The 25,624-nt window shown below is 42.3% G+C and carries 25 protein-coding genes, 2 tRNA genes and 1 pseudogene; all 28 read left to right on the top strand.

Annotation, left to right across the window (positions count from 1 at the left end; all coding sequences use genetic code 11):
* Positions 1 to 6 precede the first annotated feature (6 nt).
* The 28 genes and pseudogenes from BK049_RS07875 (at position 7) to lysS (ending at position 25,397) form a co-directional block, all read left to right on the top strand.
* Complete coding sequence (locus BK049_RS07875; RefSeq protein WP_071168248.1) at positions 7 to 1,611, top strand: putative polysaccharide biosynthesis protein; 1,605 nt, start codon at positions 7 to 9, stop codon at positions 1,609 to 1,611.
* On the top strand, positions 1,601 to 3,085 hold the full coding sequence (gene yabN, locus BK049_RS07870) for a bifunctional methyltransferase/pyrophosphohydrolase YabN (protein ID WP_071168247.1): 1,485 nt from the start codon (positions 1,601 to 1,603) through the stop codon (positions 3,083 to 3,085). Before BK049_RS07875 ends, yabN begins: the two co-directional genes overlap by 11 nt.
* Positions 3,082 to 3,342: an RNA-binding S4 domain-containing protein gene (locus tag BK049_RS07865; RefSeq protein ID WP_071168246.1), complete on the top strand. Its 261-nt coding sequence runs from the start codon at positions 3,082 to 3,084 to the stop codon at positions 3,340 to 3,342. Before yabN ends, BK049_RS07865 begins: the two co-directional genes overlap by 4 nt.
* Before the next feature lie 74 nt (positions 3,343 to 3,416).
* Entirely contained in the window at positions 3,417 to 3,725 is a 309-nt protein-coding gene (yabP, locus tag BK049_RS07860; RefSeq protein WP_008357415.1) for a sporulation protein YabP, read from the top strand.
* Positions 3,722 to 4,360 (top strand): spore cortex biosynthesis protein YabQ, encoded by a 639-nt coding sequence (gene yabQ / locus BK049_RS07855; protein WP_071168245.1) that lies wholly within the window; start codon positions 3,722 to 3,724, stop codon positions 4,358 to 4,360. Before yabP ends, yabQ begins: the two co-directional genes overlap by 4 nt.
* Positions 4,361 to 4,378: 18 nt before the next feature.
* Positions 4,379 to 4,753, top strand: coding sequence for an FtsB family cell division protein (locus BK049_RS07850; protein WP_007496186.1), 375 nt, complete (start codon positions 4,379 to 4,381; stop codon positions 4,751 to 4,753).
* A gap of 82 nt (positions 4,754 to 4,835) precedes the next feature.
* A complete protein-coding gene (locus tag BK049_RS07845) occupies positions 4,836 to 5,231 on the top strand; it encodes a S1 domain-containing RNA-binding protein (protein WP_008357409.1) in 396 nt (131 codons plus the stop codon).
* Positions 5,232 to 5,411: 180 nt separating this feature from the next.
* Positions 5,412 to 5,485, top strand: a tRNA-Met gene (locus BK049_RS07840).
* Between the two features lie 25 nt (positions 5,486 to 5,510).
* Positions 5,511 to 5,582 (top strand) — tRNA-Glu (locus BK049_RS07835).
* Positions 5,583 to 5,784: 202 nt separating this feature from the next.
* The gene (gene spoIIE, locus BK049_RS07830; RefSeq protein WP_071168244.1) at positions 5,785 to 8,268 is read left to right on the top strand and encodes a stage II sporulation protein E; all 2,484 of its coding nucleotides are present in this window, start codon (positions 5,785 to 5,787) and stop codon (positions 8,266 to 8,268) included.
* 76 nt (positions 8,269 to 8,344) lie between these two features.
* Positions 8,345 to 9,082 (top strand): vWA domain-containing protein, encoded by a 738-nt coding sequence (locus BK049_RS07825; protein WP_071168243.1) that lies wholly within the window; start codon positions 8,345 to 8,347, stop codon positions 9,080 to 9,082.
* A complete protein-coding gene (locus BK049_RS07820) occupies positions 9,066 to 10,073 on the top strand; it encodes a protein kinase domain-containing protein (RefSeq protein ID WP_083381158.1) in 1,008 nt (335 codons plus the stop codon). The genes BK049_RS07825 and BK049_RS07820 overlap by 17 nt, the downstream gene beginning before the upstream one ends.
* Before the next feature lie 96 nt (positions 10,074 to 10,169).
* Positions 10,170 to 11,592 (top strand): annotated as a pseudogene (gene tilS, locus BK049_RS07815) (tRNA lysidine(34) synthetase TilS).
* Positions 11,589 to 12,128, top strand: coding sequence for a hypoxanthine phosphoribosyltransferase (gene hpt, locus BK049_RS07810; RefSeq protein WP_008357399.1), 540 nt, complete (start codon positions 11,589 to 11,591; stop codon positions 12,126 to 12,128). Before tilS ends, hpt begins: the two are co-directional and overlap by 4 nt.
* A gap of 95 nt (positions 12,129 to 12,223) precedes the next feature.
* Complete coding sequence (ftsH, locus tag BK049_RS07805; protein WP_071168240.1) at positions 12,224 to 14,125, top strand: ATP-dependent zinc metalloprotease FtsH; 1,902 nt, start codon at positions 12,224 to 12,226, stop codon at positions 14,123 to 14,125.
* A gap of 162 nt (positions 14,126 to 14,287) precedes the next feature.
* Positions 14,288 to 15,064 carry a type III pantothenate kinase gene (locus BK049_RS07800; RefSeq protein ID WP_008357395.1) on the top strand — a complete coding sequence of 259 codons (777 nt, stop codon included), beginning with the start codon at positions 14,288 to 14,290 and terminating at the stop codon, positions 15,062 to 15,064.
* Between the two features lie 14 nt (positions 15,065 to 15,078).
* Positions 15,079 to 15,954: an Hsp33 family molecular chaperone HslO gene (gene hslO / locus BK049_RS07795; RefSeq protein WP_008357393.1), complete on the top strand. Its 876-nt coding sequence runs from the start codon at positions 15,079 to 15,081 to the stop codon at positions 15,952 to 15,954.
* 46 nt (positions 15,955 to 16,000) lie between these two features.
* A complete protein-coding gene (locus BK049_RS07790) occupies positions 16,001 to 16,909 on the top strand; it encodes a peptidyl-prolyl cis-trans isomerase (RefSeq protein WP_071168239.1) in 909 nt (302 codons plus the stop codon).
* A 77-nt stretch (positions 16,910 to 16,986) separates the two neighbouring features.
* Positions 16,987 to 17,910, top strand: a complete 924-nt coding sequence (gene cysK / locus BK049_RS07785; RefSeq protein ID WP_008357389.1) for a cysteine synthase A — start codon at positions 16,987 to 16,989, stop codon at positions 17,908 to 17,910.
* Between the two features lie 124 nt (positions 17,911 to 18,034).
* Positions 18,035 to 19,456: an anthranilate synthase component I family protein gene (locus BK049_RS07780; RefSeq protein ID WP_008357387.1), complete on the top strand. Its 1,422-nt coding sequence runs from the start codon at positions 18,035 to 18,037 to the stop codon at positions 19,454 to 19,456.
* A gap of 13 nt (positions 19,457 to 19,469) precedes the next feature.
* A complete protein-coding gene (gene pabA, locus BK049_RS07775; protein WP_008357385.1) occupies positions 19,470 to 20,063 on the top strand; it encodes an aminodeoxychorismate/anthranilate synthase component II in 594 nt (197 codons plus the stop codon).
* Positions 20,060 to 20,908, top strand: coding sequence for an aminodeoxychorismate lyase (gene pabC / locus BK049_RS07770; RefSeq protein ID WP_008357383.1), 849 nt, complete (start codon positions 20,060 to 20,062; stop codon positions 20,906 to 20,908). The genes pabA and pabC overlap by 4 nt, the downstream gene beginning before the upstream one ends.
* Positions 20,909 to 20,917: 9 nt before the next feature.
* Positions 20,918 to 21,775, top strand: coding sequence for a dihydropteroate synthase (gene folP / locus BK049_RS07765; protein WP_071168238.1), 858 nt, complete (start codon positions 20,918 to 20,920; stop codon positions 21,773 to 21,775).
* Positions 21,768 to 22,130 carry a dihydroneopterin aldolase gene (folB, locus tag BK049_RS07760; RefSeq protein WP_034738726.1) on the top strand — a complete coding sequence of 121 codons (363 nt, stop codon included), beginning with the start codon at positions 21,768 to 21,770 and terminating at the stop codon, positions 22,128 to 22,130. Before folP ends, folB begins: the two co-directional genes overlap by 8 nt.
* Positions 22,127 to 22,630 carry a 2-amino-4-hydroxy-6-hydroxymethyldihydropteridine diphosphokinase gene (folK, locus tag BK049_RS07755; protein WP_008357376.1) on the top strand — a complete coding sequence of 168 codons (504 nt, stop codon included), beginning with the start codon at positions 22,127 to 22,129 and terminating at the stop codon, positions 22,628 to 22,630. Before folB ends, folK begins: the two co-directional genes overlap by 4 nt.
* Positions 22,582 to 22,815 (top strand): helix-turn-helix domain-containing protein, encoded by a 234-nt coding sequence (locus tag BK049_RS07750; protein ID WP_008357374.1) that lies wholly within the window; start codon positions 22,582 to 22,584, stop codon positions 22,813 to 22,815. The genes folK and BK049_RS07750 overlap by 49 nt, the downstream gene beginning before the upstream one ends.
* Complete coding sequence (gene dusB / locus BK049_RS07745; protein WP_008357372.1) at positions 22,808 to 23,809, top strand: tRNA dihydrouridine synthase DusB; 1,002 nt, start codon at positions 22,808 to 22,810, stop codon at positions 23,807 to 23,809. Before BK049_RS07750 ends, dusB begins: the two co-directional genes overlap by 8 nt.
* A gap of 88 nt (positions 23,810 to 23,897) precedes the next feature.
* Complete coding sequence (gene lysS, locus BK049_RS07740; RefSeq protein WP_008357370.1) at positions 23,898 to 25,397, top strand: lysine--tRNA ligase; 1,500 nt, start codon at positions 23,898 to 23,900, stop codon at positions 25,395 to 25,397.
* Positions 25,398 to 25,624: the final 227 nt, after the last annotated feature.

Raw genomic sequence — 25,624 nt, 5'->3', positions numbered from 1 at the left:
TCATCCATGAAAAATGCTGTGAATCAGTCGCATCGGCTTTTACAAGGTGCGGTGATTTTAACCATCGCAGGCTTGTTATCAAAGGTACTAAGTGCCGTATATCGTGTCCCTTTTCAAAACATCGTAGGAGACACAGGTTTTTATATTTATCAGCAGGTGTATCCCTTTCTTGGCATTGCGATCATGCTCGGAACAACAGGGTTTCCTGTCATGGTGTCCAAGCTCTTGAGCGAGCATGGTGAAGAGAATCGCCGAATCATTACAAGGGTATCCTTGGTGTATATCACTTTCCTGAGCTTGGTCTTATTTCTTTGTCTATACATAGGAGCAGGCAGCATTGCGAACCTCATGGCAGACAGCCAATTAATTTTGCTCATCCAGATGAGTGCGTTTGTTTTTCTATTTTTGCCGCTTACCGTTATGCTGAGGGGTGTTTTTCAGAGTGACGGCATGATGCTTCCCACTGCGGTCTCCCAATTGGTTGAGCAGCTAATCAGAGTAGGCGTCCTGCTTGTTTTATCCTTTTATTTTGTGAGACACGGCTATTCGCTTTATGAAACAGGAGCGGGTGCGGTGTTCTCCTCTATAGCGGGAAGTGCGGCCTCACTCATTCTCCTTCTTTTCCTTTGGCTGATCTATCGAAAGCGGTCTGCAACGGGCAAGATATTCAAACAGGCTGCGCTGCGGAAAAAAGATGTGCTGAAGAGTTTGGTGCTGTATACATTGACGATTTGTGTGAGTGGTTTGCTTATCCTATGGATGCAAATGATTGATGCCTTTCACCTCTATGCTTTGCTGCGCAGCGAGGGATTGAGTGAAACGGCTGCAAAGGCGGCAAAAGGCGTGTATGACCGAGGTCAGCCATTTTTGCAACTAGGGACGGTGTTTGCGATTAGTATCGGAACCTCTCTTGTTCCATTTTTGTCGTCAGCTTTGAGGAAAGGACAGCACGAAGCGATTCGTCAAAAAGTTCGTACGTCGTTTAAGACAACGTCGGTGCTGGGAATTGGTTCGGCCGTCGGGCTTATTTGTATTTTATCGTCAGTCAATACAATGCTTTTTCGTAATGACTTAGGGACAGGCGCACTGCAAATATTTTGTATATCAATCGCATTTACGTCGATTGCGATCACGCAAACAGCTTTACTTCAAGGACTAGGGCATACCGTGTATCCAGCTGTTGTGGTGATTCTGAGTGTGATGGTGAAATGGGGGCTGACGCTTGCCCTTGTCCCGGTATTCGGTATTTACGGTGCTGCATGGTCAACTGTCTGTGGTTTTTTCGCCGCGGCTGTGCTCAATGCGGTTTATTTGAAGCATAAAGGATGGATTTCAATCAGAGAGCTGTTTCCGGTAAAAATTCTTTTATCAGCGGCTTTTATGGCCATCGTTTTAATAGGATATCAGGTATTGTTTTCTTGGGTCATTCCCTTTGAAAAACGTCCGTTTTCCGTTTTGGAGAGTCTGACATCAGTTTTTATTGGTGGTTTCGCCTTTTTATATAGTATTCTTAAGCTAGAAGTATTTACGGACGAGGAATGGAGACTCATTCCATTAGGAGAAAAGATTTTATATTTTAAACAGATGAGAGGGAATCAAAATGGCAGGTAAGATGACAGTCGTCGGTCTTGGGGCAGGCGACATGGATCAGCTGACGCTCGGTGTATATAAGCAGTTGAAGCAGGCGAAAGAAGTATACATGAGAACACAGGATCATCCGCTCACAGCAGAGTTGATGCAGGAGGTCCCGTCTCTGATCTTTTTTGACGAGATTTATGAAAAACACGATGAGTTTGATTCGGTGTATGAGGAAATCACAGATATTCTATTCGCAGAGGCTGCGGAAAAAGATATTGTCTATGCAGTACCAGGACACCCGTTTGTAGCGGAAAAGACAGTGCAGCTGCTCGTCTCGCAGCAGAAGGAGCGCGGGGTTGAGGTGTATGTTGCTGGTGGACAAAGTTTTCTAGATGCGACCTTTAATTTACTGCAAATTGACCCGATTGAAGGGCTGCAATTTGTTGATGCAGGGGATATGAAAGCGGATGATCTGAAGTTCACCCAGCACGTGCTGATCTGTCAGGTGTATGATCAAATGACAGCTTCCAATGTGAAGCTCACACTTATGGAAAAATTGCCAGACGATTATGAAGTCTACATCGTGACTGCGGCGGGAAGCAGTCAGGAGCAGCTGAAAGCTGTTCCTTTATTTGAACTTGATCGAGATGTGTCGATAAATAACTTAACGAGTGTTTATGTACCTCCGATTCAAGATGAAAAGCTGCTCTATCAACAATTTGACACTTTCCGTGAAGTCATTCGTACATTAAGGGGACCAGGCGGCTGTCCGTGGGATCAAAAACAAACCAATGAGTCGCTCAAGCCTTACTTAATTGAAGAATGCTATGAGCTGCTTGAAGCCATAGATGAAGACGACCCAGATCATATGGTAGAGGAGCTTGGAGATGTGCTGCTTCAAGTTTTACTCCATGCTCAAATTGGTGAAGATGATGGCTATTTCTCAATTGATGACGTCATCCAGCAGGTGACAGAAAAGATGATTCGACGACATCCGCATGTGTTTGGTGATACGAATGTGTCTGAAGCATCAGATGTGGTAGCCAACTGGGAAAAAATTAAGCAGCAGGAGAAGCCGGAGCGGGCAACATCTATTTTGCAGTCCATCCCAGCGACACTTCCCGCTCTAACAAAAGCCTATAAGCTCCAAAAGAAAGCTGCTAAGGTGGGCTTCGATTGGACAGAAGTAGAAGATATTTGGAACAAATACGAAGAAGAAAAGCAGGAATTCCTTGTGGAAGTGGCAGAGAAGACGCAGGAAGGTGCAACAAAGCACATGAAAGATGAATTTGGAGATCTTTTGTTTGTTCTCGTCAACATAGGTAGGTTCTATCAGCTAGAGCCTGAAACGGCTCTCTCATCTGCTAACACAAAATTCATGCGGCGCTTTCAGCATATCGAACAAAAAGCAAAGGACATGGGACGTTCACTAGAGGATATGACGCTAGAAGAAATGGACGAACTGTGGAACGATGCCAAACGCATTGAAAGAGGTGAACACACGTGAGACTAGATAAATTTTTAAAAGTGTCTCGTTTGATCAAAAGAAGAACATTGGCAAAAGAAGTAGCCGATCAAGGTAGAATTTCCATTAATGGAACGCAGGCGAAAGCCAGCTCTGACGTCAAAGAAGGGGACGAGCTTCAAATCCGTTTTGGTCAAAAGCTTGTGACCGTTAAAGTCAACGAGTTAAAGGACACAACGAAAAAAGAAGAAGCTGCTGGCATGTATACCGTGCTGAAAGAAGAGAAAACAGCAGAATAGGGCTTGTTCTAAATATCCCGCCTGTCACATACAATGCAGTAACAATGCAAGTATGAGATATGGGGGATGTATAAATGAATCAATATTATAATCAACCTCAAGGCACGAAGCTGTCATCAGAAGCGGAGCACAATATCACAATGCGCAACAGAAAGCATTTAGATATTACCGGGGTCAAACAAGTAGAAAGCTTCGATAATGAAGAGTTTCTGCTTGAGACGGTCATGGGGGTTCTCGCCATTCGCGGAGAAAATCTGCAAATGAAAAACTTAGACGTAGAAAAAGGTGTAGTGTCCATCAAAGGGCGTGTCTTTGACTTAATCTATGTAGATGAACAGCACGGGGAGAAAGCTAAAGGGATTTTTAGCAAGCTGTTTAAATGACGCTGACAGTCCAGTTTTATACGATGCTTTCGATGGCGGCGATGGGCATCTGGCTGGGCGCATCGCTGGATACGTACAAGCTGTTTGTGAATCGGGAAAAAACAGCAAAATGGCTTCTGGTCATTCACGATCTCATTTTTTGGATGGTGCAGGGGCTCTTATTCTTTTATGTGCTGCTGCTCACAAATGAGGGAGAATTCAGGTTTTATATTTTTCTAGCTGTTGCTTTAGGTTTCTCGATGTACCAGGCATTGATGAAACAGCTGTATATCAGCATCCTCAAGTTTATGATGATGTGTATAAATCAGACTGTTCTCGTCTTGAAAAGGCTGATCATGTTGATCGTCTTCCAGCCAATTCGCTGGATCGTTACATTGGTCATAAGTGCTATTCTGTTCTTGTTCCACTCGCTCTTACGTCTTGTTCATTTTACATTTCGACTCGTGTGGAAGGTGCTGTCAATTGTTTGTTATCCGCTTATTTGGTTACTCAATGTGACCATTATTCATCGGATTCCCGAAAAATGGCGAACATCATTAAGGTTGTTTTTCTCAAAAGGAGCAGGAATTTTACAAGGGATCAAGAAATTATCTCGTATCATCAAAACGAAATGGAAACAATTCTGGACAAAGTAAGAGAGGAGGCCTTCATCCTTGAACGAGAGAAAAAGAAATATCGCACAAATTCAAAACGATTATCAAAAACAAATGGAACAGCAAGCACAGCGCCTAAAACGCAAACGCCGAGGACTCCTTAGAAGGCTGACCGTGTTTGGTGTGATCGTGCTCATGTTTGCTGTCTTGGTGACAAGTGCCCTCTGGTCGCAATCGTCTGCATTGAAAGAAAAAGAAGAGAAGAAGGTTGCGCTAGAAAAAGAATTGAAGCAATTACAAACAAAGCAGGAAGATATTTCTGATGAAATTAAGAAGCTGAAAAGCAAAGAATACGTACTCGAACTGGCACGACGGGACTATTATATGTCCAAAAAAGGCGAAAAAATCTTTGATGTGGGCAATAAGAGCGATTAGCCTTGTTGACACTTAAAATTCAGTTTATGTATAATTGAACAAATGAGATTTTTTTATAAGTCTAAGGAGGAGCACTTTTTTTATGTCGATTGAAGTTGGCAGCAAGTTACAAGGGAAAGTTACGGGCATTACAAATTTTGGAGCTTTTGTGGAGTTGCCAGGCGGTTCAACTGGTCTCGTTCATATCAGTGAGGTAGCCGATAACTATGTAAAAGATATTAATGAGCATTTAAAAGTCGGTGAACAAGTTGAAGTGAAAGTGATTAACGTTGAAAAAGACGGTAAAATCGGCTTGTCCATTAAAAAAGCAAAAGATCGTCCTCAACAACAATCAAGACCGAGCAGAAATGATTTCCGTCCGAAGGAATCGTTTGAGCAAAAAATGAACAAATTCTTAAAAGATAGCGAAGATCGCTTAACATCTTTAAAACGAAACACGGAATCAAAACGTGGGGGGCGCGGAGCAAGAAGAGGTTAACTTGTTGCTGCTTTCTATATATTTTTCACAACAAAGCACCTGCTGTTCAGTGGGTGCTTTTCTTTCGATACAAATACAACGTTTTTTGAGATTTCGCCATTTAATTTAAAACTTTCTATTGACGGACAAGCGAATCCTTTGTATTATAGTTCTTGTGCTTCTTAGCGCATATTTCATTATGGCGGTGTAGCTCAGCTGGCTAGAGCGTACGGTTCATACCCGTGAGGTCGGGGGTTCGATCCCCTCCGCCGCTATCCTTTTAAATAGAACATTAAGCAAGGCCCGTTGGTCAAGCGGTTAAGACACCGCCCTTTCACGGCGGTAACACGGGTTCGAATCCCGTACGGGTCATCTTCAAAACAGCTTTCTATAGAAAGCTGTTTTTTTGTGCTTCCGTAAGATTCTGATGAAAGACATCGACTTTCATGAAAGTATGCCTCTTTGACGAATAAAGCGTCGAACGTTTTATGGAAACGACAACTTCTTTTGACAAAATTTCTTTTTCACCTTCGCTATAATGACAAGCAACGAATATTAGGTGGGGGATGAGAAGATGGAAAAACTAGAAAGAAGAACTGATTTAACTGGAGCCGGGTTTGAAAGAATCAGTGCAGGTTTGAAAAAGATGAAAAACCTGTTTCTTCATCATACACATTCTCTTTTTTTCTATAAAGGGTTTATTTATGTTGTTCTTGGCTTTTTATTAGGACGAGCCTTTATCTTATCTGAAATTATGCCGTTTGCTTTGCCTTTCTTTGGCTCCATGCTGCTCATTAAAAGAGATAAGGCCATGCTTGCCTGTCTTGCTTTACTCGCTGGGGCGATGACGATATCACCTCAAAATGCACTATTCGTGTTTGCGTCATTGATCGTGTTCCTGATCATGTCGAAAGTGGCGTCTTTCATCATCAAAGACCCGGTGAAAACATTACCGGTTGTGATTGTGCTTTCGATGCTGATGACTAGGGGAGCTTTTGTTTACTTAGAGCAGGGTGCTGTACAAAGCTATGACTATGTGATGGCTGGGGTCGAAGCAGGACTAGCCTTCATCCTGACACTGATTTTCCTGCAAAGTCTCCCTATTTTTACAGTCAGGAAAATAAAACACTCTTTAAAGGTCGAAGAAATCATTTGTTTTATGATTTTAATTGCATCGGTTTTGACAGGCCTAGCAGGCATTACCTATCAAGGGATGCAGGCAGAGCATATTTTGTCGCGATATGTAGTACTGACTTTTGCCTTTATTGGCGGGGCCAGTATTGGTTGTACGGTGGGGGTGGTCACTGGTTTAATTCTCGGTCTCGCCAACATCGGCAACCTTTATCAGATGAGTCTTCTTGCCTTTTCAGGCTTATTAGGCGGATTATTAAAAGAAGGAAAGAAGGCAGGAGCAGCCATTGGCTTAATTGTAGGTTCTTTACTGATCTCCCTCTACGGAGAAGGGTCAGCGGGGCTCATGACTACGCTATATGAATCACTCATCGCAGTTGCGCTGTTTCTGCTCACACCGCAGTCGGTGACGTCCAAGGTGGCAAAATATATTCCTGGTACGGTAGAGCATGTGCAGGAACAGCAGCAATATGCCAGAAAAGTACGAGATGTGACAGCCAAAAAAGTAGATCAATTCTCTCATGTATTTCATGCGCTGTCTGAGAGTTTTGCGACATTTTACGAGTCCATTCCTGAGGAGAAGAAGCAGGAGGAGGATGTAGATCTTTTTTTAAGTACGATCACAGAACGATCCTGTCAAACGTGCTATAAGAAAAATAAATGCTGGGTGCAGAACTTTGATACAACCTATGAACTCATGAAACAAGTTATGCATGAATCTGATGAAAAAACGTACGAGCATAACCGGAAGTTAAAAAAGAAATTCAGTCAGCACTGCTCAAAATCAAAGCATGTCGAAGAATTGATTGAAGAGGAGATCGCTTACTACAAAGCGAACCAGACCTTGAAGAAAAAGGTCCAAGACAGCAGGCGTCTTGTGGCAGAACAGCTTATGGGGGTCTCACAAGTCATGGAGGATTTTTCCCGGGAAATAAAACGAGAAAGAGAACAGCATTTTATTCAGGAAGAGCAGATGATAGAAGCACTTCAGCATTTTGGCATTGAGATTCAGCAAGTAGAAATCTATAGCTTAGAGCAAGGGAATGTCGATATAGAAATGAGAATCCCGTATTGCCAAGGTCATGGGGAATGCGAAAAAATCATCGCCCCAATGCTTTCAGATATTTTAGAAGAACAGATTTTAGTGAAAACAGAGCAATGCGCCGAGCATCCAACAGGCTATTGTCATGTTGTATTTGGTTCAGCTAAATCGTATCGAGTGGCTACAGGCGTAGCGCATGCAGCGAAAGGCGGAGGGTTAGTATCTGGAGACAGCTACAGTATGATGGAGCTGGGGGCAGGTAAATATGCCGCAGCGATTAGTGATGGGATGGGAAATGGAGCAAGAGCTCACTTTGAAAGCAATGAAACGATCAAGCTGTTAGAAAAAATCTTGGCGTCTGGTATCGATGAAAAAGTGGCGATTAAAACGATTAATAGCATTTTATCTTTACGGACGACAGATGAAATCTACTCAACGTTAGATTTATCAATCATTGATTTACAGGATGCAAGCTGTAAGTTTCTAAAGATTGGTTCAACCCCTAGCTTTATTAAACGGGGTGATCAAGTGATGAAAGTACAAGCCAGCAACTTGCCTATTGGCATTATTGATGAGTTCGAATTAGAGGTTGTGAGTGAACAGATGAAGGCTGGAGATCTGCTCATCATGATGAGCGATGGTATTTTTGAAGGGCCAAAGCATATTGAAAATCATGATTTATGGGTCAAACGAAAAATGAAGAGTTTTAAAACAGAGGATCCACAAGAGATTGCTGATTTATTAATGGAGGAAGTCATTCGAACAAGATCAGGTCAAATTGATGACGATATGACGGTTGTCGTCATTAGGCTCGACCATAACACACCAAAATGGGCATCCATTCCGACAGGTACATTCTATCTGGAGAAACAAGAGATTTCTTAACATATCGTATAATATGAATTTCTTCTGGCGATGATGGGGATATAAGCATTCAGTTACAATCCCAGGAGGAATGAAGATGCGAAAAGGTCACGTAAACCAAATCTTATTGATTACAGATGGCTGCTCAAATCATGGGGAAGACCCACTTGCGATTGCCGCATTGGCAAAGGAACAAGGGATCACAGTCAATGTCATTGGCATTATGGAAGAAAACAGACACGATCATGAAGCGATGAAAGAAGTAGAGGGGATCGCTCTCGCAGGCGGAGGCATCCATCAGGTTGTCTACGTCCAGCAATTGTCTCAAACGGTACAAATGGTCACAAAAAAGGCGATGACACAAACGTTACAAGGTGTTGTGAATAAAGAATTGCAGCAAATTCTTGGCAAAGATACTGAAATTGAAGAGCTTCCGCCAGATAAGCGTGGAGAAGTGATGGAAGTTGTCGATGAGTTAGGTGAGACTGTTCATCTTCAAGTGCTCGTGCTTGTAGATACAAGTGCAAGTATGAAACCGAAGCTGCCAACTGTCAAAGAAGCACTGATTGATCTCTCTATTAGTTTAAATTCGAGAATTGGTGAAAATCAGTTTGGGATGTGTGTATTTCCCGGGAAACACTCAGATGCAGAAATTGTGTTGAACTGGACGCCTCGGTTCGATTCGTTATCATCTATTTTTCCAAAGCTGACTACCGGAGGGATTACACCAACTGGGCCAGCAATCCGAGAAGCACTTCAGCATTTCAAATCAGTTCGTTCACGTAAAGGGCTGCTTGAAGCAAAGGAAGAGCATGATGATGAATTCGGCTTCTAACATCCCGCTAGGTACGATGATCAAAGGGAAATGGCATCACCATCATTACCGCATTGTAAAAGAGCTGGGAAAAGGGGCGAACGGTGTTGTCTATCTGGCCGAATCGCCAAATGGGCAAGTGGCCCTTAAAGTGAGTGATGACAGTATGCTCATTGCATCTGAAGTCAATGTATTAAAATCCTTTTCAAAGGCTCCTGTGAAAACCATGGGGCCTTCTTTTTATGATATGGATGATGCCCTTTATCCTGGCATGTTACAAAAGTGTTCGTTTTATGTGATGGAGTATGTCAGAGGACCGTTACTGCTCGAATTTGTGAAACAAAAAGGCGATGAGTGGATCATTGTTCTTATGATTCAACTGTTGTCTAACCTGTCTCACCTACATAAAGAAGGCTGGATATTCGGTGACTTGAAACCTGATAATCTCATCGTTTCAGGTCCCCCAGCCACGATTCGATGTATTGATGTTGGAGGAACAACGAAGGCAGGAAGGGCAATTAAGGAGTATACAGAGTTTTTTGACCGCGGCTACTGGGGATTCGGTACAAGAAAAGCAGAACCATCTTATGATCTATTTGCCTTAAGTATGGTCATGGTGAACTGTGCCTATAAAAAAGAATTCAAAAAAGGGGCAGAACCAGAAAAACAGCTTTATCGGGCCATTGAAGGACATCCTTTATTAAAGCGATATGAGAGGGTGTTAAAGGCTGCTCTTCAAGGTAAATATCCATCAGCGGAAGATATGAAACGTGCGATGCTGAGAGAAGGCCAGCTGCTTGCTTCAAGCAAAACACGCCAAAAGAAGCAAACGCAGCCAAACAGACAAAAGCCTGCTGTTCATCAAAACCAGCAGGTGACTTCACGATCGAGAGTGGCTTCGTCGAAAAGAACATCAGTACGCAAAAAATCAGGCGGACTTTTTGAAACCATTCTCATCGTTTGCAGTGTACTTGCTCTTTACTGTGCATATGTGGTTTTATTCCTGTTGTAGAGCTGTAAAAAAGCAGGCTTCTTCTTTGCTTGGAGCTACTGAAAGTGATAGGATATGTATATCTTTAAATTACCTGCTCTTTGTGAGGAGGAAGTTGTGAATAGAATTGAATCTTTTTTGAAAAAACATGATGTTTCCCTTGAAAATACGACAGTCATTGTCGGGGTTTCTGGCGGACCAGATTCTATGCTCTTGCTGCATGAACTAAACAAGCGTCAAAAAGGTTCCTTTCAGCTGATTGCAGCCCATGTAGATCACATGTTCAGAGGAGAAGAATCCTTTGCTGATTTGGCATTTGTTGAAGCGTACTGTAAAGAGCATGAGATCCTTTTTGAATCGGCACGCATACAGGTCACCCAATATGCAAAAGAAAACCGCTTAAACAAACAGGCAGCTGCAAGAGAGTGCAGATATGCTTTCTTTCGTCAATTGATGGAACAGTACAACGCTCAATTTATAGCGCTTGCACATCATGGAGACGATCAAGTAGAAACAATGATGATGAGGCTGACAAGAGGGACTGTTGGAATAGGGCTCGCAGGTATTCAAGCAAAACGTCCTTTTCAAGAAGGTTGGCTCATTCGTCCGCTCATTGGATATTCTAAGGACGACGTGCTCACAGCTTGCGAAAAAGAACATGTTCCCTATGTCATTGATCAAAGCAATCACACAGATGACTACTTGAGAAACCGGATAAGAAGACACATTCTTCCCGTGTTAAAAGAAGAGGCACCTCATGTGCATGAAAGCTTTCAGTTTGTAAGTGACATGCTGACTGAGGATGAGCATTACTTGCAGGCATTAACAAAGGAGCAAATGAACCAAGTCATTACGAGTCAAACGCCTAAGCAAATTGAGATCAAAACGAAGCCTTTGCTTGACCTGCCTTTGCCTTTACAAAGAAGAGGCATTCAACTAATATTAAACTATCTTTATGAAAACACTCAATCAGCGTTTTCAAACCAGCATATTCTAGGGACTTTGGACTGGTTATCTCATACTGATCAACCGTCTGGATCATTAGATCTGCCAAAAGGTTTACAAGCTGTCAAATCTTATGATCACTGTATGTTTACCTTTGAACGCTCGCTAGTCATAGATCAGTCTTATGCTCATCTTTTAAAGGGTGAGATCGGCGAAGAACTTTTTCTCCCGAATGGACAGTCTATCGTGGTATCAAATCATGTTCCGAAGGATGCACGGAACGGGAACCATTTTTTCTTGCTTCAAAAAGATCATGTTCGATTCCCTTTGATCATTCGCTCACGAAAAAAAGGTGATCGAATCAAACTTAAAGGGATGAATGGATCAAAAAAGGTGAAAGATATATTTATTGATAAAAAAGTGCCTCTTGCAGAAAGAGACAGCTGGCCGATCGTCACTGACTCGGATCATCAAATCATCTGGATCCCAGGTCTGAAAAAATCCGTTTTTGAAGAAATTGATATGACAAACAGCGATCTCATTGTATTACAATATAGACAGCACGAAAATTTGTAGGGGGCAAGCAAAAGCATGAAACAAGATATTGAAAAGATTTTGATCTCAGAAGAAGAGATCCAGCAAAAAGTAAAGGAACTGGGCGCAACATTAACCAGCGATTATGATGGTAAATTTCCCCTGGCTATTGGTGTTTTGAAAGGGGCTCTTCCATTCATGGCAGACCTGATCAAACACATTGATACATATTTAGAGCTCGATTTTATGGATGTATCTAGCTACGGAAAATCTACCGTATCTTCTGGAGAAGTGAAGATCATTAAGGATTTAGATACTTCTGTTGAAGGAAGAGATATTCTAATTATGGAAGATATCATCGACAGTGGGTTAACTTTGAGCTATCTGGTAGAGCTTTTCCGATACCGTAAAGCAAACTCCATCAAAATTGTGACGTTGCTTGATAAACCAAGCGGCCGCAAAGCAGACATCAAAGCAGATTATGTTGGGTTTGAAGTACCAGATGCATTTGTTGTCGGCTATGGATTGGATTTCGCTGAACGTTACCGAAACCTCCCGTATATTGGAGTGTTAAAACCATCTGTTTACGAAGGCTAATCAGCATACGTATACATGAGGTTATTGGTTGTGTTGGAATGATTTTCTATGATACTATTGAACATAGTTGTGCTTACTGTGGGAGGAGGTAAGGAATGAATCGGGTTTTTCGTAATACGATTTTTTATATACTTATTTTATTACTTGTGATAGGGGTTGTGAGTTATTTAGGGTCCCCTAATCAAAAGCCTGAGAACATGTCTTACAGCAAATTTTCGCAAAATCTAAGTGCGGGAAAAGTGGAGAGTATCTCCATCCAGCCTGTAAGAGGGGTTTATGAAATTCGTGGTCAATTAAATGGCGCGAAAAAAGATGAATACTTCATTACCCATGTTCCAGATGGTCAAGGTGTTGACCAAATTTACAGTGCGCTGAAGAATACAGATGTAAAAGTAGAACCAGCACCTGAAACAAATGGATGGCTGCAAGTTCTGACAACCATCATTCCGTTTATCATCATCTTTATCCTGTTCTTCTTCTTATTGAACCAAGCTCAAGGCGGTGGAAGCCGTGTCATGAACTTTGGTAAGAGTAAGGCAAAGCTTTACACAGAAGAAAAGAAACGTGTGAAATTTAAAGATGTTGCCGGTGCGGATGAAGAAAAGCAAGAGCTCGTAGAAGTGGTTGAATTCCTGAAGGATCCTCGTAAATTTGCGGAGCTTGGCGCAAGAATCCCTAAAGGGGTTTTACTAGTAGGACCTCCAGGTACAGGTAAAACATTGCTTGCGAGAGCATCTGCAGGAGAAGCAGGCGTTCCTTTCTTCAGCATCAGTGGTTCTGACTTCGTCGAGATGTTCGTCGGTGTCGGTGCATCACGTGTACGTGATTTGTTTGAAAATGCGAAAAAGAATGCACCTTGCTTAATCTTTATTGATGAGATTGATGCAGTAGGTCGTCAGCGTGGAGCAGGTCTTGGCGGTGGTCATGATGAGCGTGAACAAACGCTTAACCAGCTTCTTGTTGAAATGGATGGTTTTAGTGCTAACGAAGGTATTATTATCATTGCTGCGACGAACCGTGCAGATATCCTAGATCCTGCGTTGCTGCGTCCGGGACGTTTTGACCGTCAAATTACGGTTGACCGCCCAGATGTCATTGGCCGTGAAGAAGTACTGAAGGTTCATGCGAAAAACAAACCGCTTGATGATACAGTTAACTTGAAAGCCATTGCAAGCAGAACACCAGGGTTCTCTGGAGCAGATCTTGAGAACTTACTAAACGAAGCAGCGCTCGTTGCTGCCCGTCAAAACAAAAAGAAAATCGATATGCGTGATATCGACGAAGCGACTGACCGTGTCATCGCTGGGCCGGCGAAGAAAAGCCGCGTCATTTCGAAGAAAGAACGTAATATCGTGGCATACCATGAAGCGGGTCATACCGTCATTGGACTTGTCCTTGACGAAGCAGACATGGTGCATAAAGTAACGATCGTTCCTCGTGGTCAGGCAGGCGGATATGCGGTCATGCTTCCGAAAGAAGACCGTTATTTCCAAACGAAGCCAGAGCTTCTTGATAAAATTGTCGGCTTGCTCGGCGGGCGTGTTGCAGAGGAAATTACGTTTGGTGAAGTAAGTACAGGCGCACACAACGACTTCCAGCGTGCAACAAGCATTGCAAGAAGAATGGTGACAGAATTTGGTATGTCTGATAAACTTGGTCCGCTGCAATTCGGTCAATCACAAGGAGGTCAAGTATTCCTTGGCCGTGATTTCAACAACGAGCCGAATTATAGTGAAGCGATCGCTTACGAAATTGACCAAGAAATTCAGCGTTTCATTAAAGAAAGCTACGAACGTGCGAAACAAATTCTCACTGAGAATAAAGATAAGCTAGAAATCATCGCACAAGCTCTTCTAGAAGTTGAAACATTAGATGCTGAGCAAATTAAATCTCTTTACGAAACTGGAAAGCTTCCAGAGCGTGTATACGCAGATGACGAAGAGAAAAACGATCATGTGAAAGTCAACATCAAGAAAAAAGAAGATGAGGAGATCTAATCTCCTTCTGTGAAAGCTGCCGGGATCACCGGCGGCTTTTTTTATTTCGATTCATGAATGGATCGGTTTCGAATTGTTTACAAATGGAACTCAATTCGTGTATGGTATGATAGAAAGTCGAAAAATGCTCTTTTTGAGAAACTATTCAAAGTGGTGATGAAGTTGTTACTCGTGATAGATGTAGGAAACACAAATACCGTTTTAGGTGTTTATCATAATGGCGAATTGAACTACCATTGGCGAATTGAAACAAGCCGTCATAAAACAGAAGATGAATTTGGTATGTCGATCAGGTCCTTATTCGACTATGTAGGGCTGATGTTTGACCAAATAGAAGGGATTATCATCTCATCTGTTGTACCGCCAATGATGTTTGCACTAGAAAGAATGTGTGAAAAGTATTTTCACATTACACCCCAAATCGTAGGGCCTGGAATGAAGACGGGATTAAACATCATGTGTGACAATCCAAAGGAAGTCGGCGCCGATCGAATTGTCAATGCGGTAGCAGCCATTCATCTATATGGTGCACCTCTCATTGTGGTAGACTTTGGAACAGCGACAACTTACTGCTATATCAATGAACAAAAACAATACATGGGTGGAGCCATTGCACCGGGTATTACCATCTCAACTGAGGCTTTATATACAAGAGCGGCTAAGCTGCCAAGAATTGAAATCGTCCGCCCGGATCATATCGTTGGAAAAAACACCATCAGTGCGATGCAATCAGGTATTCTATATGGATACGTTGGCCAAGTCGAGGGAATAGTGAAACGGATGAAGCAGCAAGCCAAACAAACACCGAAAGTTATTGCAACAGGCGGTTTGTCTACATTGATTGGAAAGGAATCAGACTGTATTGATGTTGTCGATCCGTTCCTAACATTAAAAGGACTTCAATTAATTTATGAACGTAACCGTGTCGGTGTAATATAGGAGGTTTAATCGAAATGGATTACTTAGTTAAAGCGTTAGCATATGACGGGAAAGTCCGTGCATACGCTGCAAACACAACAGATACAATCAACGAAGCACAGAGAAGACACCATACGTGGCCAACTGCCTCAGCAGCAATTGGCAGAACCATGACAGCTACAGTCATGATGGGAGCTATGCTGAAAGGCGAGAATAAGCTAACTGTCAAAATTGAAGGCGGTGGACCAATCGGAGCCATCATCGCTGATGGAAACGCAAAAGGTCAGGTGCGCGGATATGTCTCAAACCCACAAGTTCACTTTGACTTAAATGAACATGGTAAACTGGATGTCAGACGTGCTGTTGGAACAAATGGAACATTGAGTGTTGTCAAAGATATCGGAATGAAGGAACACTTTACAGGACAAACAGAAATCGTTTCAGGTGAAATTGGAGATGACTTCACTTATTACCTCGTCTCATCTGAGCAAGTACCGTCCTCTGTAGGTGTAGGTGTTCTTGTAAATCCAGATAACTCGATCCTCGCAGCAGGCGGTTTCATCATTCAATTGCTGCCTGGAACAGAAGACGCTGTCATTGATAGACTCGAACAGCGATTATCGACCATCGAACCGATCTCTAAACTCATTGAAAAAGGAATGACCCCCGAAGAAATTTTAGAAGAAGTGCTCGGTGAAAAACCTCAAATCTTAGAAACTGTACCTGTCGAATTCTCTTGTAACTGCTCAAAAGAACGGTTTGCTAATGGCATTATCAGCCTAGGACAAAACGAAATTGACGATATGATTGAACAAGACGGACAAGCAGAAGCTCAATGCCATTTTTGTAACGAAACGTATGTATTTACAAAAGAAGAGCTAGAAGAGCTACGTGAAGAAATGACCCGCTAAGCTCTAAGCAGCGGGTTTTCTTTTTAGAATGGAAAGGAGACGAAAGATGAGACTGAAAGCAAGAGTGGTATGGACATTTATCCTCGTTTTGCTCATGATCAATGCCGTTGTCATTGCATATGTATTAACAAAGTCACAAATGTCGCAGGCTTCTTCAAGCGGCAAGAGCGGTGAAGAAATCGCGTCCATTGGAAAAGAGAAGGTAACACGTCAAGAATGGTTAAAGAAAATGGAAGACCGCTATGGAAAGGCAACACTTGAACAAATGATTAATCAGAAGGTAGTCAATCAGCTTGCGAAAGAAAACAAGCTGGAGGTGTCTTCAAAAGAGATCAATCGTGAGTTGTTGATGCTTAAAGCGGTGTCTAATAATTTCTACGAAGATGGTCATACGAGTGAAAAGGAATGGAAAGAGCAGATTCGTTATCAAATTTTATTAGAGCAGCTCTTAACAAGAGATGCGGTCGTCTCTGAAAAAGAAGCCAAATCCTTTTATGAAAAAAATAAGGACTTATATCAATATGATGACTCATACCGTATTCGCCATATTGTCGTGAAGACAAAGGACGAGGCAGAAAGTGTATTGAAGGATTTAAAAGGAGGATCTAGCTTCGAAGCTGTGGCAGCTGAACGATCCATCGACCGATATACCTCTCCTTACGGTGGAGATCTTGGGTTTGTGACAGAAGAACAAGAGAGCATCCCGGCCCTATACATACAAGAAGCCCAAAAGCTTCAACTAGATGAATGGACGAAAGAGCCAATAAAGATCAAAAATGGCTATGCCATCATACAATTAAAAGAAAAATTAAATGGCCGCTCCTTCTCTTATAAAGAGGTCAAAGATCAGATCAAAAGACAGATCGCAATGGAAGATCTAGGTGAAAAGGCGAATGTCAAAACCCTGTGGAAAGAAGCAAACGTCACATGGTTTTACGATGGAGAGCAGGACTAAAAGCATTGACAAAATTTTTCGAAATTGATAATTTAATATTAATACAATAAAATTACTCGGAGATAGAGGTGTTAGTGATGGCTCGTATTGCAAATTCAATTTTTGAACTTATAGGAAATACACCAGTCGTTAAATTAAACCGTATAGTAGATGAAGACAGTGCGGATGTCTACTTGAAACTCGAATATATGAATCCGGGCAGCAGTGTAAAGGATCGTATTGCGTTAGCTATGATCGAGGATGCTGAAGCGAAAGGTAAATTAAAAGCTGGCGACACGCTCATTGAGCCAACAAGTGGAAACACAGGAATTGGCCTCGCAATGGTAGCCGCAGCGAAAGGAATCAATGCGATTTTGGTTATGCCTGATACCATGAGTCAGGAGCGCCGCAACCTATTACGTGCTTATGGTGCAGAGCTTGTATTAACACCAGGTGCTGAAGGAATGAAAGGTGCGATCAAAAAAGCAGAGGAACTCGCTGAAGAGCATGGTTATTTCATGCCGCAGCAGTTTAGCAACGAAGCTAATGCTGAAATTCACCGCCGCACAACGGGGAAAGAAATTCTTGAACAGTTTGATGGCGAGCTTGATGCATTTATTGCAGGAGTTGGTACGGGCGGAACAATTACGGGTGCTGGTGAAGTTCTGAAAGAAGCCATCCCATCTATTCAGCTTTATGCGGTAGAACCAACAGATTCCCCTGTATTATCAGGAGGAAAGCCAGGTCCGCATAAAATCCAAGGAATTGGAGCAGGATTTGTGCCTTCCATCTTGAACACGGAAATTTATGACGGCATTATCCAAGTGAAAAACGAAGATGCATTTGAGCTTGCAAGAAAGGCAGCAAAAGAAGAAGGAATCCTTGGCGGTATTTCTTCAGGAGCAGCCATTTACGCAGCGCTTCAAACAGCGAAGAAGCTTGGTAAAGGGAAAAAGGTTCTAGCGATCATCCCAAGTAACGGAGAGCGTTACCTCAGTACTCCTCTTTATCAATTCGATTAAACGATACACCCCAGCATTTGCTGGGGTTTTTTCATGAATTCTGAAGATGGAAAGCAAATACTATTTTCTAAATAAATAGGATTGCATTACAATAAGATTAATGAAAATGAAAAAGGATGATAACATGACACAACGCAGGCCGATGGGCATCAAAATTCCTTTTACGAAAGATGCATTCTTGAAAAGATACGAACAATTAACGGCGCGTGAAACGCACCATGTTCTTCTTGAAAGTGCACGTGGCGGAGCATACAGTATTGCTGGCATTCACCCGATCGCTAAAGCGAAAGGGAAAGATGGAATGACAACCATTCATTATCAAGATGAGGTTCTGTTCAAAGAAGGCGACCCATTTAGAGCCTTTGCAGATTGGTTTCAAACCCTTCAAACGGAAACGAATGAGGAATATCCTGACTTTCAAGGCGGAGCGATTGGGTTTTTAAGCTATGATTATGCAAGATATATCGAGCATTTTAAAATGCTGTCAATTGATGATCTCAAAACACCGGATCTGTATTTTCTCGTGTTTAATGATGTTGCGGTCTTTGATCATAAAGAAAACGTGCTCTGGCTGATCACTCATACAGAGGGAGACGAACCTGTGAGTGAAGTTCATCAAAGACTAGAAGAATGGAAGCGAAGCTGGACAAGCACATCAGAAGAATCAGCACATCATTCACCTGTCAACGTGTCTTCTTCGGAATTTGTACCGGCTGCGCCTTTTACTGAAGAAGCTTTCGGGGAAGCTGTAGAGAAAATTAAGCAATATATCGCTAGCGGTGATGTGTTCCAAGTGAACCTGTCCATTAGACAAGATGAACAGCTTCATACGCACCCATATCATTTATACAAAACATTACGTCAAGTGAACCCATCTCCTTATATGTCCTATCTGCACACGCCAGATTTCCAGATTGTTTGTGGATCTCCAGAGCTACTTATTAAGAAAAAAGGCACTCATCTAGAAACAAGACCGATTGCTGGCACAAGATCACGAGGCAAGGACGACGCAGAGGATCAAGCGCTGGCAAAAGAACTCATTGAAAATGAAAAAGAACGCGCAGAACATGTCATGCTTGTTGATCTTGAGCGGAATGACCTTGGCCGAGTGTCTACTTACGGCTCCGTACAGGTGAACGAATTCATGGCCATTGAGAAATATTCACACGTGATGCACATTGTCTCAAATGTACAAGGGGAACTCCGTGATGATTGTGATGCGGTCGATGTCATGAGAGCTGTATTCCCAGGCGGAACAATCACAGGTGCGCCAAAAGTGAGAACAATGGAAATCATAGAAGAACTTGAGCCAACAAGACGTGGGCTTTATACTGGATCTATAGGCTGGTTTGGATTCAATCAAGATATGCACTTCAATATCGTCATTCGTACGGCTTATTGTACAGAGGGCAAAGCCTTCATGCAGTCAGGTGCGGGCATTGTCATTGATTCTGTAGCAAAACACGAGTTTAAAGAATCCATTAAAAAAGCCTATGCAGTGAAAAAAGCATTACAGTTGAGCAAAGAAGAGACTATTTTGAGTTAGAGGTGAGCAGAGTATGATATTAATGATTGATAACTATGATTCATTTACGTACAACCTGGTCCAGTATTTAGGTGAGCTTGGAGAAGAGTTGATTGTGAAACGAAATGATCAAGTCACCATTCAAGAAATCGAACAGCTTAAGCCAGACTTTCTGATGATTTCTCCAGGACCATGCAGTCCGGATGAAGCGGGAATTAGTATGGAAGCGATTAAGCATTTTGCTGGGAAGATTCCGATTTTTGGTGTGTGTTTAGGTCATCAATCCATTGCACAAGTATTTGGTGGAGATGTGGTTCGCGCAGAGCGGTTAATGCACGGAAAAACGTCAGAGATTGAACATGACGGCAAAGGAGTTTTCACTGGACTCCAAAATCCACTCGTCGCAACGAGATATCATTCATTAATTGTCAAAGACGAGACGCTGCCTGAGTGCTTTATCAGAACAGCCAGCACAAAGGAAGGCGAACTCATGGCCATTCGCCATAAAGAACTGCCAATTGAAAGTGTTCAGTTCCATCCCGAATCGATTATGACGTCCTTCGGTAAAGAAATGCTCAAGAATTTCATTGAAACCTATCGTAAAAAGGGGAATGAAGTAAACGCATGATCATTTACCTGAACGGTCAGTATATAGAGGAGAAAGACGCGACTCTTTCTCCTTTTGATCATGGTTTTCTATATGGCATCGGTGTATTTGAAACATTTACCAGCCTGGCGGGACAAGTCTTCCTGTTAGATTGGCATCTTGAAAGGCTCAATCAAGCATTACTCGACCTTTGCATCGAATCCACAATAGAGAAACCATTTGTACTCGACATCATTCATACATTATTAACTCAAAATCGTATAGCCGATGGTCATGCGAGGATTCGCTTCAATGTTTCTGCGGGCAGAGGTAATGGCTTTTCTGCAGACCCTTATAAGGAGCCTGTCATTTTTGTAATGATCTCTCCATTCCGGCCTGAATCTATATTAGATGAAAAGCAGGGAGTCACTCTTGACACAAGAAGAAACACACCAGAAGGTCTAAGGCGGCTTAAGTCGCATCATTACATGAACAACTTGCTGGCTAAAAGAGAAGTAGGGAATGATCCATCGGTAGAGGGCATCTTTTTAACAAAAGAAGATGATGTGGCAGAAGGGATTACGTCGAATCTATTTTGGCGAAAAGAAGATGCGGTGTATACACCTTCACTTGATACAGGTATTTTAAATGGGATCACCCGCCGGTATTGTATCGAAACACTGCACGCTTTGGGGATTCCGCTAATAGAAGGAAGGTTTACACTCTCACACTTGCTGTCAGCTGATGAGGCGTGGATGACCAATTCGGTTCAAGGAATTGTGCCCTTTAAGAGTATCGGAGACATCATCCTGCCAAAAAACAAGCGAACGATCTCAACAAAGCTGAGAACACAATATACAAAAGAACGTCTAGAACATAAAGAGTAGGTGGACACAATGACACAACAAGTGATAAAACAGCCTAAAATCATACAAGCCAAGCACCATACCCTTAGTTATGAAGAGAAGACATTGGTCATGGGCATTTTAAATGTCACACCTGACTCTTTTTCAGATGGAGGAAAATTCAATCAAATCGATAAAGCGCTGGCTCATGCTAAGCAGCTGGTGGAAGATGGGGCGCATATTATTGATATTGGCGGAGAATCGACTCGGCCGGGAGCGTCGCTTGTCTCAGAGCAAGAGGAGCTTTCAAGAGTAATTCCTGTCATTGAGAAGATCACAGAAGAATTAGATATACCTATATCCATCGATACGTATAAAGCCCATGTCGCAGATGAGGCGGTGAAAGCAGGAGCCTCTATCATTAATGATGTATGGGGAGCAAAAGCCGATCCTCAAATGGCGCATGTGGCAGCGAAGCACAATGTACCCATCATCTTAATGCACAATCGACCTGAGCGAAACTACACACATTTGATTTCAGATATGATCGCAGATTTGAAGGAAAGTGTTCAAATCGTCAAACAAGCGGGTGTCCGTGATGACATGATTATATTAGACCCAGGTGTAGGATTTGCGAAAAATAAAACAGACAACCTGATGGTCATGAATGAACTTGAACATTTTTGCCGCCTTGGCTATCCACTGCTTCTAGCAACATCTCGAAAACGATTTATAGGGGCAGTCTTAGACCTTCCGCCTGAAGAACGTACTGAAGGAACGGGGGCAACGGTCTGTCTAGGGATTCAAAAGGGCAGTGCAATGGTCCGAGTACATGATGTGAAAGAAATCGCAAGAATGGCAAAAATGATGGATGCCATGCTGAATAAGGGAGGCGCTTATCATCGATAAAGTATATGTAAACGGAATGGAATTTTACGGCTATCATGGCGTATTTGCAGAAGAGAATAAACTAGGCCAGCGCTTTCGTGTGGACCTGACAGCTTCACTTGATTTAAGTAAGGCAGGACAAACGGATGACCTGAATGAGACCATTAACTATGCTGAGCTCTACAACATCTGCAAAAACATTGTAGAAGGTGAGCCGGTGAACCTCGTTGAAACGCTGACAGAAAGAATTGCAAACCAAGTGTTAACAGACTTTCCAGCAGTTCAGGAATGTACAGTAAAAGTGATTAAGCCAGATCCGCCAATTCCAGGACACTATCAGTCCGTTGCCATTGAAATGACGAGATCACGCGCATGAACAACACAGCATATATCGCCTTAGGCTCAAACATAGGAAAAAAAGAAACCTACCTAAAAGAAGCTGTCAAAAAACTTCACGAACATCCGGATGTTCAAGTGGAATTAATTTCATCTATATATGAGACAACACCCGTAGGCTACGAAAATCAAGATGACTTTTTAAACATGGCAGTGAAGATTTCCACCTCGCTTCGTCCAAATGAACTCTTGGCTTTGACTCAAAAAATCGAACAAGAGTTAGGTAGAACAAGAGAAGTGAGGTGGGGTCCACGAACGGCTGACCTTGACATTTTACTTTATAATCGTGAAAATATTGAAACAGAACAACTTGTGATTCCACATCCTAGAATGTACGAACGTTTATTCGTTCTTGTTCCGATGAGTGAGATTTGCCCAGAAATCGGCGAAGTTCAGATAAACGCCGTAACAGACCAAGAAGGTGTAAGCATATGGAAAAAGACATGTGGGGTAGAAGAATTCGTGCATACCGTAAGCTAAAAGGGTATACTCAGGAAGGGTTCGCCAAAAGACTGGGTATCTCTGTCTCTGTCTTAGGAGAAATTGAGCGAGGCAATCGATTACCAACAAACCAAATGGTTGGTCAAATAGCAGATGCTTTAAATATAACGGTGGAAGAACTTTCACCAATAATTGAAGAGGAAAGGAGGGGACATGATGTTTAAAATCGGAGATATCGAGATTAAAAACAAAGTGGTGCTCGCACCGATGGCTGGTGTGTGTAACTCTGCTTTCAGACTCACTGTGAAAGAGTTTGGAGCGGGCTTAGTCTGCGCTGAAATGGTCAGTGATAAAGCGATCTTGATTAATAATGCCAGAACGATGGGTATGCTGTACATTGATGAACGTGAAAAGCCGTTGAGCCTTCAGATATTTGGAGGAGAAAAAGACACACTTGTAGAAGCGGCAAAGTTTGTCGACCAGCATACAACGGCAGACATCATTGATATCAACATGGGCTGTCCTGTACCGAAGATCACGAAATGTGACGCAGGAGCAAAATGGCTGCTTGATCCAAACAAGATTTATGAAATGGTATCTGCTGTCGTAGAAGCTGTAGATAAACCTGTTACTGTCAAAATGAGAATGGGCTGGGACGAAGACCATGTTTTCGCTGTCGAAAATGCCCGTGCTGTTGAGAGAGCAGGCGGACAAGCCGTTGCACTTCACGGACGGACCCGTGTGCAAATGTACGAAGGAACAGCAAATTGGGATATCGTGAAAGAAGTAAAACAATCTGTTTCAATTCCTGTTATCGGGAATGGAGACGTCAAAACCCCTCAAGATGCAAAACGTATGCTTGATGAAACCGGTGTGGATGCTGTGATGATCGGAAGAGCCGCACTAGGAAACCCGTGGATGATTTACCGGACGGTTCATTATTTAGAAACGGGAGAACTGAAAGAAGAACCAAACATACGTGAAAAAATGTCAGTGTGCAAACTTCACTTAGACAGACTCATTGATCTGAAAGGTGAGCATGTCGCTGTCAGAGAAATGAGAAAGCATGCAGCATGGTACTTAAAAGGTGTGCGAGGCAATGCAGACGTAAGAAACCAAATCAATCAAAGTGAAACGAGAGCGGAGCTTGTACAAGTTCTTGATGACTTTACGATCGAAGCCGAGGCAAAAGAGCTTCAAAGAATAAAAGTAGGATAACTCTATCTTTCTTTTTGTAGCTCACTGCTAGTGCATACTGGCAGTTTTTCTGCTTTTCTCTGCAAAATACATTATTGGAGTGATATAAATGAGTAATGAAGGGCTTAATAACGAAGAATTAAATGACCAATTTCAAGTTAGACGTGACAAAATGAATAAAATGAGAGAAGAAGGTATCGATCCATTCGGTGAACGATATGACCGTTCTCATCAATCTGCGCAAATTATTGCTGAATATGACGAGTTTTCAAAAGAAGACCTAGAAGAAAAAGCGGTTCAAGTCACAATCGCAGGTCGTATGATGACAAAGCGCGGAAAAGGGAAAGCTGGCTTTGCGCACATTCAAGACTTAGAAGGACAAATTCAAATCTATGTGCGTAAAGATAGTGTAGGGGAAGAAGCTTACGAACTATTCAAGAGCTCAGACCTAGGCGATATCATCGGTGTGACAGGAACAGTATTTAAAACGAATGTGGGAGAACTTTCAATTAAAGCAACCGGATTTGAGATTCTCACAAAAGCACTTCGCCCGCTTCCTGATAAATATCATGGCTTAAAAGATGTAGAACAACGCTATCGTCAGCGCTACCTTGACTTAATTGTCAATCCAGAAAGTAAGCAGACGTTCATCATGCGAAGCAAAATCATTCAATCAATGAGAAGATACTTAGATTCTAAAGGATACCTAGAAGTTGAAACACCAACAATGCATAGCATCCCTGGCGGTGCATCAGCTCGTCCTTTCATTACTCATCACAATGCACTTGATATGCCGCTTTATATGCGTATTGCGATCGAGCTGCATTTAAAACGTCTCATTGTCGGCGGCCTAGAGAAAGTATACGAGATTGGCCGCGTATTCCGTAACGAAGGGGTATCTACTCGTCATAACCCGGAATTTACAATGATCGAGCTGTATGAAGCATACGCAGACTATAAAGACATCATGAACTTAACCGAAAACCTGATTGCTCATATTGCCCAAGAGGTGTTAGGGACAACAACGATTCAATATGGTGAAGATGAAATTGATCTAAAACCAGAGTGGAAGAGACTTCATATGGTTGAAGCGGTCAAAGAAGCAACAGGTGTAGACTTCTGGCAGGAGATGTCTGTAGAAGAAGCGAAACAGCATGCTGCTGATCACGGTATTGAAATCACGAAAAACATGACAGTAGGACATATTATCAATGAGTTCTTCGAGCAAAAAGTAGAAGAAACGCTGGTTCAGCCTACCTTTATTTACGGACACCCAGTCGAGATTTCTCCATTAGCTAAGAAAAACCCTGAAGATCCGCGCTTCACGGACCGCTTTGAGCTATTCATTGTGCGCCGTGAACACGCAAATGCATTCACAGAGCTGAACGATCCAATCGATCAAAGAGAACGCTTTGAAGCTCAATTAAAAGAACGTGAAGAAGGAAATGACGAAGCGCATCTCATGGATGACGATTTTGTTGAAGCATTGGAATATGGAATGCCGCCAACCGGCGGACTAGGAATCGGTATCGACCGATTAATCATGCTACTAACAAACTCTCCATCAATCAGAGATGTACTGCTTTTCCCTCAAATGAGAAACCGTTAATACATCAACAAAAGCGCCATTTTAACTGTGGCGCTTTTTATTTTTCATAAAATGAAACTTTTTTCATAAAAACTATTGCAAGAAGAGAATCCAGGTGGTATATTATTATTCGTTGCCGCAAAACAGCAACAAGGTTAAAAAAGAAATTGAAAAAACTTCTTGACTTTAACCAAGACAAAATGATAAGATATTAAAGTCGCTTACGAGCGATAACGAAAATGATCTTT

This window comes from Bacillus xiamenensis, assembly GCF_001857925.1.
GTDB classification, from domain to species: domain Bacteria; phylum Bacillota; class Bacilli; order Bacillales; family Bacillaceae; genus Bacillus; species Bacillus xiamenensis.
This window is presented reverse-complemented; position numbering and strand designations above follow the sequence as displayed.